General features: G+C 50.6%; 9 protein-coding genes. 6 read left to right on the forward strand and 3 right to left on the reverse strand.

What is annotated here, in order from left to right; translation table 11 throughout:
- From L693_RS31860 to hydF, 5 genes are all read left to right on the forward strand, one after another.
- Positions 1-492, forward strand: a 492-nt coding sequence (locus L693_RS31860) for a 4Fe-4S dicluster domain-containing protein (RefSeq protein ID WP_025715846.1), incomplete at its 5' end; no start/stop codon positions are given.
- A 33-nt stretch (positions 493-525) separates the two neighbouring features.
- Positions 526-2031, forward strand: coding sequence for a [FeFe] hydrogenase, group A (locus L693_RS0102090; protein WP_231503499.1), 1506 nt, complete (start codon positions 526-528; stop codon positions 2029-2031).
- 69 nt (positions 2032-2100) lie between these two features.
- The gene (locus L693_RS0102095; RefSeq protein ID WP_025715848.1) at positions 2101-2691 is read left to right on the forward strand and encodes a 4Fe-4S dicluster domain-containing protein; all 591 of its coding nucleotides are present in this window, start codon (positions 2101-2103) and stop codon (positions 2689-2691) included.
- Complete coding sequence (locus L693_RS0102100; RefSeq protein WP_025715849.1) at positions 2688-4136, forward strand: aspartate ammonia-lyase; 1449 nt, start codon at positions 2688-2690, stop codon at positions 4134-4136. Before L693_RS0102095 ends, L693_RS0102100 begins: the two co-directional genes overlap by 4 nt.
- On the forward strand, positions 4123-5376 hold the full coding sequence (gene hydF / locus L693_RS0102105) for a [FeFe] hydrogenase H-cluster maturation GTPase HydF (protein WP_025715850.1): 1254 nt from the start codon (positions 4123-4125) through the stop codon (positions 5374-5376). Before L693_RS0102100 ends, hydF begins: the two co-directional genes overlap by 14 nt.
- A 159-nt stretch (positions 5377-5535) precedes the next feature.
- On the opposite strand, the gene hydG is transcribed toward hydF, so the two are convergent.
- The 3 genes from hydG to L693_RS0102125 all read right to left on the reverse strand — a co-directional run bounded on the left by hydG (position 5536) and on the right by L693_RS0102125 (position 9890).
- Positions 5536-6948 (reverse strand): [FeFe] hydrogenase H-cluster radical SAM maturase HydG, encoded by a 1413-nt coding sequence (gene hydG, locus L693_RS0102110; RefSeq protein ID WP_025715851.1) that lies wholly within the window; start codon positions 6946-6948, stop codon positions 5536-5538.
- A gap of 53 nt (positions 6949-7001) precedes the next feature.
- Positions 7002-8051, reverse strand: coding sequence for a [FeFe] hydrogenase H-cluster radical SAM maturase HydE (hydE, locus tag L693_RS0102115; protein WP_269320814.1), 1050 nt, complete (start codon positions 8049-8051; stop codon positions 7002-7004).
- A gap of 279 nt (positions 8052-8330) precedes the next feature.
- Complete coding sequence (locus tag L693_RS0102125; protein ID WP_049825027.1) at positions 8331-9890, reverse strand: alkaline phosphatase; 1560 nt, start codon at positions 9888-9890, stop codon at positions 8331-8333.
- Between the two features lie 296 nt (positions 9891-10186).
- Between L693_RS0102125 and L693_RS0102130 the strand changes: the two genes are divergently transcribed.
- On the forward strand, positions 10187-10577 hold a 391-nt coding region (locus tag L693_RS0102130; protein WP_025715853.1), incomplete at its 3' end, for a LysR family transcriptional regulator.

Here is a 10577-nt window from a genome sequence, read left to right on the forward strand (position 1 = left end):
TTCGCCGTTCACAGTCAGGCAGGCGGCATTGGAGCCTCGGTCGGAACCGTCAGCGTACCTGTCGTCCCCAAGGTGTATGTTGTACGCGCCGGGGATACGTATGTGCCGGTGCAATGCCGGCATTGTGAAAATGCCCCCTGCGCACATGCCTGTCCGGTGCAGGCCATTCGTCAGGAGGACGGCGTGGTCATGATTGATGAGGAACGGTGCATCGGCTGTACTTCCTGTGTTTTGGCCTGCCCCTTCGGGGCCATTGAGGTGTCTCCAGTCTATCGGGCCGGACACGTCGTGACACAGTCCGGTTTGACTCACCGTGCAAATCGAGCTGCCCTTCCCCGTACTGCGGCAAGCAAATGCGATTTGTGCGCAGAAACTACAGACGGACAGCCTGCCTGTGTAGAGGCCTGTCCAAATCATGTGCTACGGCTGGTCAAAGGCATAGTCGACTCGCCTCCAGAGCGTCGTAAGGAAGTCTTTTTCCCGCGCTTGTAAGGTCAAAATCAGCCCGCAGAAAGGTAGAAAAATATGTCAACTACAACAGACAAGATCTCTTCTCCTCCTTGTATGGAGGCGACTGATCATACAGACCCTGTCATTCATATCGACCCTACGCTGTGCACTGGATGCAGACGCTGCGCGGGAGTTTGTCCGGTAGGTGCCATAGAAGGGCTGCCGGGAGAACCGCAAACTGTGAACGCAGACCGCTGTGTTTTTTGCGGTCAATGTGTACAAATATGCAGTGTATACGCATCAGATTGGGCGGATGTATCTCCACAGGAAGCCGCCATCAGACGGCAGGAGCGTATGCTTGAACGCGATATGCCTGCCAACATCGGCGAACCACTGTTCGCTGCCTATTATAGCTATAGCCTAAACAAGGTAACTGACATGATGAAGAAACCAGGACAGCTTCGTATCGTCCAATGCGCTCCGGCTATTCGTGTGTCACTTGCGGAGGAATTTGGCATGCCATTCGGTACGCTGACGCCAGGCAAAATGGCCGCAGCCCTTCGCCGCCTTGGCTTCGATCGGGTATATGATACGAACTTTGGAGCTGATGTAACCATCATGGAGGAAGGCACCGAGCTGATTCGCCGCGTGACCGAGGGCGGACCGTTGCCAATGTTCACATCCTGCTGTCCAGCATGGGTGCGTTTTGCGGAGATAGAATATCCCGATCTGCTGGACCATCTATCCAGTTGCAAATCACCTATGCAAATGGTGGGAGCACTAGTCAAAACTTATGGTGCGCAGCTGGATAAGGTGGAGCCTGCGAATATTTACAGCGTTGCAATCATGCCATGTACCTGTAAACAATTTGAATGCGATCGTCCCGAAATGGAATCTGACGGTTACCGTGATGTGGACGAGGTACTGACAACGCGTGAGCTTGCATACTGGATTAAGCAGAGCGGAATTGATTTTATGAGCCTGCCCGATGAAGAGTTCGATTCCCCGTTAGGACAATATTCAGGAGCGGGCACTATTTTTGGTGTAACTGGAGGGGTAATGGAGGCTGCCATCCGTACAGGCTACGAGCTGCTTACGAATGAGAAGCTGCCAAAGCTCCAACTGGATTTTGTACGTGGCGAAGAAGGCATTCGTGTAGCCGAGGTTCAGGTCGGCGAGCTGAACCTCAAGGTGGCGGTCGTCGCCGGTTTGCAGCATGCCTATCAGCTGCTGGATCGTGTACAGGCGGGTGAATGTGATTATCATTTTATTGAGGTAATGGGCTGTCCTGCTGGATGTATCAGTGGAGGTGGGCAACCCAAGCTCATGTTAGAAAAACAAAAAATTGAGGCTTATCGTGCGCGTAAATCGTCCATCTATGGACATGACGCTGCATCTCAGGTGCGCAAATCGCATGAGAACCCTTTTATCATCAAGCTTTATGATGAATTCCTGGGTGAGCCGCTAGGTCATGTATCGCATCATCTGCTGCACACGACCTTTCACAAACGCGGACCCGGCAAGCAGAGCCGCAGCCGTGATGTTTCCACTAAAGAGAATAACGATTACTCCCTTCATTAGTACGTTATACACGTAAGGTTAGTCAGTAGAAATTATATTTTGTCGTTAGTTAGAGAGGAGTCGAGTTGTATGAATCGTTTTGTTTTAGCTGATCCCGATCAGTGTATCGGCTGTCGTACCTGTGAAATCGCATGTGTCATCGCACATTCAACGAATAACCCTTTTATCTCGCCGGATGACGAGTTTCATTTTCACCCTCGTCTGAAGGTCATCAAATCATTTGGAGTCACCGCACCGGTGCAGTGCCGTCACTGCGAGGACGCCCCATGCGCCAACGCTTGTCCGAACGGCTCCATTACGAACGCAGATGGCTGCATTCTCATTAACAGCGAAAGCTGCATTGGCTGTAAAACCTGTATGATCGCCTGCCCATACGGCGCAATTACCATGGTGCCCCAATATAAAGACGGGCAGCCTGTTGTACAGGACGGACTGTACACCAATATGTCAGGCCGTTTGCAACCCAAAGAGCGCATGATTGCCAGCAAATGTGATCTGTGCGAAGGTGTGGACGGCGGCCCGGCCTGCATTGGAAAATGCCCAACAAAAGCCCTCAAGCTGGTCGAGCCAGATCTGGTTCATGCCCGGGTTGAGGAGAAACGCGTTGCAAGTGCACGTCAGCTGCTGCATATGACGCGCATTCCGGCGACGGGTCTATGAACCCATCTTCTCCTCTGGCCCAAGATACGCGTACTGAACGGGATGCGCTAGGAGACATGGAAATTCCTGCGGATGCCTTTTATGGTATTCACACGGCACGCGCGATGAACAATTTTGCAGTCAGTGGCAGGCCCGTGAACCAACAACTGATTCAGGCTCTTGTGTTGGTCAAAAAAGCAGCCGCTCAAGTGAACAGTGAGCAGAAACGACTTTCTGCCCACCGTGCTGCTGCCATTATCAATGCCTGCGACGAATTACTCGCCGGACGGTACCAAAATATGTTCACTGTCGATGCCCTGCAAGGCGGCGCCGGCACTAGTACCCATATGAATGTGAACGAAGTCATTGCTAATCTGGCCATCGTACAGCTTGGGGGCCAGACCGGACAGTACGAGCTTGTACATCCACTCGATGATGTCAACTGCTGCCAGTCTACGAATGATGTCTATCCTACAGCGCTGCGAATTGCAGCGATACGGCTGCTTCGGCCTTTATGTGACGCCATGTCTTCGTTACAGGAGGCTTTGCAGCATAAAGAAATGGAATATGCCGACCTGCTCAAGCTGGGTCGCACACAGCTGATGGATGCCCTGCCCATGATGGCCGGGCAAGGCTTCGGTGCCTACGCCAAGGCCATAGCACGTGACCGCTGGCGGCTCTACAAAGCTGAAGAACGGCTGCGAGAAATCCCTATTGGCGGCACGGCAATTGGCACAGGTATGAATGCGCCTCGCGCTTACAGCTACCGGATGGTCGAAAAGCTGGCGGACGAGACTGGGTTGGGGCTATGTCGCAGTGACCACCCCATGGACCCGATCCAGAATATGGATGTTTTCGTGGAGGTATCGGGTCTGCTCAAATCCGCCGCCGTGAACCTGCTTAAAATATCTGGCGATTTTCGTCTGCTGGCCTCTGGTCCTTTCGGTGGTCTCGGGGAATACACGCTGCCTCCGGTCCAGGCTGGCTCCTCTATTATGCCTGGCAAAGTCAATCCGGTGATGGCTGAAATGGCCGGATTGACAGCAATGCGCGTGATAGCGGAGGATGCGGCTATCACGATGGCGGCTGCCTCCGGACAGCTGGAGTTGAACGCGGTCCTGCCGCTGATTTCCGAATCACTGCTGGAATCGCTGCAAATTCTCAGCAATGCCGTTCAATTGTTCACGGAACGGTGTGTACGCGGCCTGGTCGTACATGAGGAACGCTGCTCTGCAAATCTGCGCAACTCAGCTGTGATGGCTTCCGCGCTGGTCGCGGAGCTTGGCTATGATGAAGCTGCCTCCATTGCATCAGCAGCTATTGCACAGGATCGCACACCAGAGGATATTGCAGAGGAGCGCGGCCTACTGACACGCTCACGGATTGAGCAATTGTGCCATCCCTATACAGTAACCAAGCCCGGAATTCCGGGGCAGGAAGAAGGAACTCACCATGGGAATGAATGATACCCCGCGTAGTAACCGACCACATATCGCCCTGCTCGGTCGCCGCAACGCGGGTAAATCCAGTATTCTGAACACCCTGACCGGTCAGCCCGCCGCTGTGGTATCTCCTGTAGAAGGAACGACTACGGACCCAGTTTTTAAGCCGATGGAGCTACTCCCTGCAGGCCCCATCGTTCTGGTGGATACCGCCGGACTGGACGATGAGGGTGAGATCGGGGCACTGCGTCGTGACAAAACGCTACAAATACTAAACAGTACCGATTTAGCGCTGCTGGTTATCGACGCTACTGTGGGAGTCGGAACCTTCGAGCACGAGCTGCTCGAAAAGCTCCGCACCAAAAAGATTCCTGTCATCGGGGTATTAAATAAAGTCGATACCCTTCCTGAATCAGCACAAACGATCACAACGCTGCAGGCTGAACTGGATCTCACGTTGATTCCTTTCAGTGCCTCTATGCGCTGGGGAGATGCGGAACTGAAAAAGGCTATCACTGGTACCCTCCCCCAAAACGAGGATCGTTTTCGCATTGTCGGTGATCTGCTGTCATCCGGCGATATTGTCGTGCTGGTCGTTCCCATCGACAAAGCTGCACCGAAGGGTCGATTGATCCTGCCGCAGCAGCAGACCATCCGCGATACACTGGAGAGCGATGCCATCGCAGTCGTGACCAAAGAGCATGAATTACGGTTGACGTTGGAGCGACTGGGAAGTAAGCCTCGCTTGGTCATTACCGATTCTCAGGTTTTTATGAAGGTAGCGGCAGACACGCCCAAGGATGTGCCCCTTACCTCCTTTTCCATCCTGTTTGCCCGTCATAAAGGCGATCTTGACGAGTTGGTGCGAGGCGCAAGAGCCATTGATCGACTCAAGGATGGAGACCGCGTACTCATAGCCGAGGCCTGCACGCACCAGTGCCAATCTGACGATATCGGTCGAGTGAAAATTCCCCGCTGGCTCCGTCAAACCATAGGCAAACGCCTCATTATCGAGCATGCATCCGGCTCCAGCTTTCCTGACGATCTGAGCGAGTATGCACTGGTTATTCATTGCGGTGCCTGCATGCTCAATCGGCGTACAATGCTTCATCGAATGTCGGAAACGAAAGCCGCAGGGGTTCCGATTGTGAACTACGGTATTTTTATCGCTTATGTACAGGGGGTCTTTCCCCGTGCTATTGAATGCTTTCCATCTGCTATGCTGGCATGGGAGCAAGCTGTTGAGGCCAGCAATTATTCCTAAGGATCTCATATTAATATTTTTTTCTCCAGACACACAAAAGCAGCCGCGCTGGTTCCAACGCGACTGCTTTTTATTTTCCACATCTATTATATAAATAATGAGAATCTCTATATCGTGTAATGCTGTTACCAAAATATAAATTACCAGAAATAAAAATTACTAGAAATATAGATCACGCTCGCCTGCTTCCAGTCGTTCCAGTCTGTCAAGCGTCAAACGGCGTGTCGATTCACGTGGTATGCGCTCCAGGTTCTCTCGCAGAGCGGCAGCACCCAGCTCACGTGCCTCCTCATCCCCATAATCCAGCAGATATTCTTGAAAGGTCAGAAGCGAATTCGGCTGGCACACATTGTGAATTTGTCCGGATTTGGCAAGCTCCATGAAGCGATCTCCGGTCCGTCCCTCACGGTAGCAAGCTGTACAGTAGCTTGGCATATATCCGCCACGGCACAGACTTTTGATAATTTCCATCGGCGAGCGATGATCCCCGACCTCGAACTGAGGCTTATCATTCGTCTCTTTTCTTGCATATGCCCCTACACCGGTAGCAGAACCAGCACTGATTTGCGATACACCCAAACCAATGACACGGTCCCTGAATTCCGACTCCTCGCGCGTAGACAGGACCATTCCCGCATAAGGTACAGCCAGCCGAAGAACCGCTACAATTTTCATAAAATCCTCGTCACTCACCAAATACGGATAGCGTTCCGGGTCCACATTTTCAGCCGGACGAAGCCGGGGAACAGAAACCGTGTGAGGGCCGCAGCCAAACACTTCTTCCAGATGCTCGGCATGCTTAAGCATCGCTACGGTTTCATAGCGGAAATCGTACAGGCCGTACAACACACCGATCCCCACATCATCTATGCCTGCACGCATGGCTCGGTCCATTGCGGTCGTATGCCAATCATAGTCCCTTTTTGGCCCTTGAAGATGATATTTGCGATAGCTTTCGCGATGATACGTTTCCTGGAACAAAATATACGTACCGATCCCCACCTCCACAAGCTTCCGGTAATCCTCCTCCGTCGTTGCAGCGATATTAACATTAACCCGCCGGATGCTCCCGTTGTCCACCTTTATATCGTAGATCTGACGCAGACAATCGACGATATAATCAATAGTACAATTGACCGGGTCCTCCCCCGCTTCTAGTGCGAGCCGTTTGTGCCCCATTTCCTGAAGCACCCTAACTTCCTCGACCAGTTCCTCCGGTGTCAGGCGGCTGCGAGTAAAGCTGTCATTGGTATGCTTGTAGCCACAATATTCGCAGTTATTAACGCAGTGGTTACTTACATATAGAGGAGCAAACAGCACAATCCGGTTGCCGTAAATCTGCTCTTTAACCGCACGTGATGATCTAAACATCTCCTCCAGCAGTTCGGGGTCATTCACATGTAAAAGAGTCGCCGCTTCACTCGCACTCAGTCCCCGGCAGGTTCTGCCCTTTTCTAGAATTTCCAAAATCCGATTTCGATCTTTCGCCTCTTGCTTTCCCTGCTCCACTGCCGCCATAATCTCTACTTCATTAATAAAATCCGCCGACACTTTCTCCCGTACTCCACTCACGTATACCCATCTCCTTATTTATGATTACTGCATTTGTTGTCGTCATAGCCTCTCTAGGTTTCCTGTCTCATAAACTGTCGCTGGGCCTTTAAGCTGTCACCTCGTCCCATGTCCACCTCAAAACCAGCTCCACGGATTCGCAGCTCCAGGCAATGTCGGCATTGGGCAGACTCATCGCCCAAGCATATTTTATTTTCATAAATCGCATACTTGGGCCTCACCGCCAGCGGGGACAAATTGGGCATAACCACATTTGCCCCTGCCTGAAGCGCCTTTTCCCTGCCTTGGGGATGAATGGTCCCCATCGCCGTAGATGCCGGAATGAGCGCATCCGGAACGACCAATCGGGACAACGAAATCATATCCAGCGCCTTTTCCATACTCCCCTGACTGGCATCCCTGAGCGGCGTGTTGCTATGCGGTAAAAAAGGACCAATCCCGATCATATCCGGGCTCAGACTATGCAAATAGACCAGATCGTCTGCCAACTCACTGTTGGTTTGTCCCGGCAGTCCCACCATACATCCGGCCCCGATCTGAAAGCCGATTCGCTGCAGTGCCAGCAAACGACTGCGCCTGCTTTCTATCGTCATTGTTGGATGCAACTTGGCGTACAAACGAGGTGAAGCTGTTTCATGACGCAGCAAAAAACGGTCTGCCCCCGCCTCGTATAATAGCTCATACGTTTCATCATCCCGTTCACCAATGGACAGTGTAACCGCCACATCTGCAAAACGGCTTTTAATTTCCCGAATCAGTTTCGTCAGTCGGGCCGTCGTAAACCAGGTATCTTCACCGCTTTGCAGTACAAACGTGCGATAACCCAGTTCGTATCCCTCCGCACAGCAGGCCAGAATTTCTTCCGGCTTTAATCGGTAGCGATCTGCCTGTTTGTTGGAGGCACGCAGCCCACAGTACATGCAATCCTGACGACATATACTGGAGAATTCAATTAATCCCCGTAAAAAAACACCCTTGCCATAACGCTCCATTTTTGTGCGAGCTGCCAGCTCCCGTAATTGGGCCCGCACGATTGGATCTTCATCCAGACGTGCCAGCAGCCTTGTCATTTCCGTATGCGTCCATTCCTTGCCGTCAGCCAGACGCAGTAATAATTCGTCCGTGACTCATCCCTTCTTCCCTCGTCCATCCGGACTTCACTTCGTCAGCAGCTTGTATCGTACAATTATAATTCTAGCAATATCAGCGGAGATATAACGTGATTAGTTTCACAAAATATCCCATTCATTAAATTTCATCTCCACTCTCTGCCTCAAAAAATACATAATTACCCAAGCACAAAAAGCAGCACAAAAGCGGCGCAAAAAAACTGCCTCCTCCTTTTAGGGAAGAAGCAGCTCTTGTCGATCATTCTATTTATTTTATTGAATCAAATCAATCGCCTGCTGTGGTACAAAATAATCAACGCCGTTAAACACGACCACACCATTAAGCGTGGAAAGTTTACCGTTGAGCGTAGCGACGTTTTTGTATACAGGAAGCTCCAACTTGTTGCTGCCCTTAGTCACCGTAATGACCTTCGTATCCGCCGTAAATTTCGCTCCTTTAGCTTCAAAGGCCGTTTTCGCAGGAACAAACAACTGCTTGCTCACCGTATCCAGATTCAGTCCCAGTACACGTGTCATATATTTATTGACGTCCGTGTTGTCGATTACACCGGATGGACGGTCTCCATTTGGCGCATATGTGTACAACACGACATCCCCACCTGTATGCCCACCTGTCGTCCAGCCGATATTCGCGCGCTTACTAATGATCGGTCCAACAGCATAATTCATGCTGCCCTCTTTGGCTTCTTTGATCGTTTTCACTTCTTCATCCGTCAAATCCGTAATGCCAAAATACGCCGACAATACATCTTTAATGTTGCTGCGATCTGCATTCAGCTTGGTTTCCAATCCTTCGCCCGTCAGCTTCGCTTTTTTGAGCGGATCTATAAAAGAAGCTAAAGGCGTTTTGTCGTAATTGCTTGTGGTATTACTACTGCCAATCGTCAATCCGCCGTTTCCGTGGTCTGTTACTGCTACAACAACCGTATTTTGATTCTGCTTGGCGTAGTCCAAAGCGACCTTCACCGCATCGTCAAATGAAAGCACATCACTGATAATACCCGTTGGGTCGTTTGCATGCGCTGCCCAATCCACTTTACTGCCTTCGACCATCAAAAAGAAGCCTTTGTCGTTTTTGGACAAGATATCAATAGCTTTCGATGTCATCTCTGCCAGACTAGGTTCCTTCGATGCATCACGATCCAGATCGTACGCAAGGGCTTCCGGAGCGAAGCTGCCCCAGAGCTTACTGGAGGTCGAATTTTTTAGCCCTTCAGGTGTTGTGACAAAGTCATAGCCCTGATCTTTAATTTGAGCGATCAAATCCTGCCCGTCCTTACGCTCGGATGCTTCCAGGAACTTGCCGCCGCCACCCAGCACAACATCAACACCGTTATAGGCTTGCTGCATGCTGAGTGCATCATAATTTTTACGGTCAGGGTAATGGGCAGTGAAATCAGCCGGAGTGGCGTGCATAATCTCCGAAGTAGCAATGATCCCGGTAGATTTACCTGCCAGCTTGGAAGCCTCAAGAATGGAGGCTACGGGCTTCTTGGCGTCGCCTGCTGCGATAGGTTGTTGTCCGGGCATGGTCACTTCGTCCGGAAGGACGCCTACATAGCCCGTATGTGATTTATATCCTGTGGCAAAAGCCGTTCCCGCCGGAGCAGAATCTGCAATCGGAGCATCGGCAGAATGTGTACGCACCATGCCGCTTGCCATGCTGTCTAACGTTAAGGAAGAGCCTTTATACCACCTAGCCAGTGCAGTAGCATCATTAGCCATACCATCTGGAATAAGAATAATTACATTTTTAATTGGCCTGTCTTTCTCGGCAGCCATCGCCGTCCCCCCACTAACTGCCAACATCATAGTCGCTACCAGTGCAGCTACCGACTTTTTCGTATGTATCCCCTAACAGTTCAGCATTCATTTTCCTCCCAGACACTTTATTTTACAGCTAGAACTAAGATTAATTGGATTTTGTAAGGAAATTGTTAAGAGAATTGACTGTCTGTATTAAAAGTCCTTTTTGTGAAATAATCGCTTCATCTATATAAAAGTTGTGACACATAATAACGATTGGGATTGGGAAATTGATTTTAATATTGTATAATTGGTGCTGGATGTAATAGGTATAGCTTATAAGATAAGGAGCTTAAAACTCAATGGAATTCAGACAGCTTCAATACACCCTGCAAATTGCGGCGGAAAAAAACTTCTCACGCGCAGCAGAAAAGCTGCACATTGCACAGCCTTCGCTGAGCCAGCAATTGTCCAAATTGGAAAAAGAACTCGGAGTGCTTTTATTTCAACGAAATACAAGCACGGTGGAATTAACGCATGCAGGAGCAAGCTTTGTAGAAAAAGCAAAAAAAATCGTCGACGCGGTCGAGCAGCTCCGGCAGGAAATGGACGATATTTCTCAGCTGCGCAAGGGGAAGGTCGTGGTTGGTAGTATGCCTATCACAGGCTCTCATTTGCTACCGCATGTATTGCCTGTATTCAAAAAAGCTCATCCGGATATTGAAATCGTGTTGGTCGAGGATTCATCCATGA

The organism is Paenibacillus sp. 1-18, from assembly GCF_000520755.1.
Lineage (GTDB): Bacteria > Bacillota > Bacilli > Paenibacillales > Paenibacillaceae > Paenibacillus > Paenibacillus brasilensis.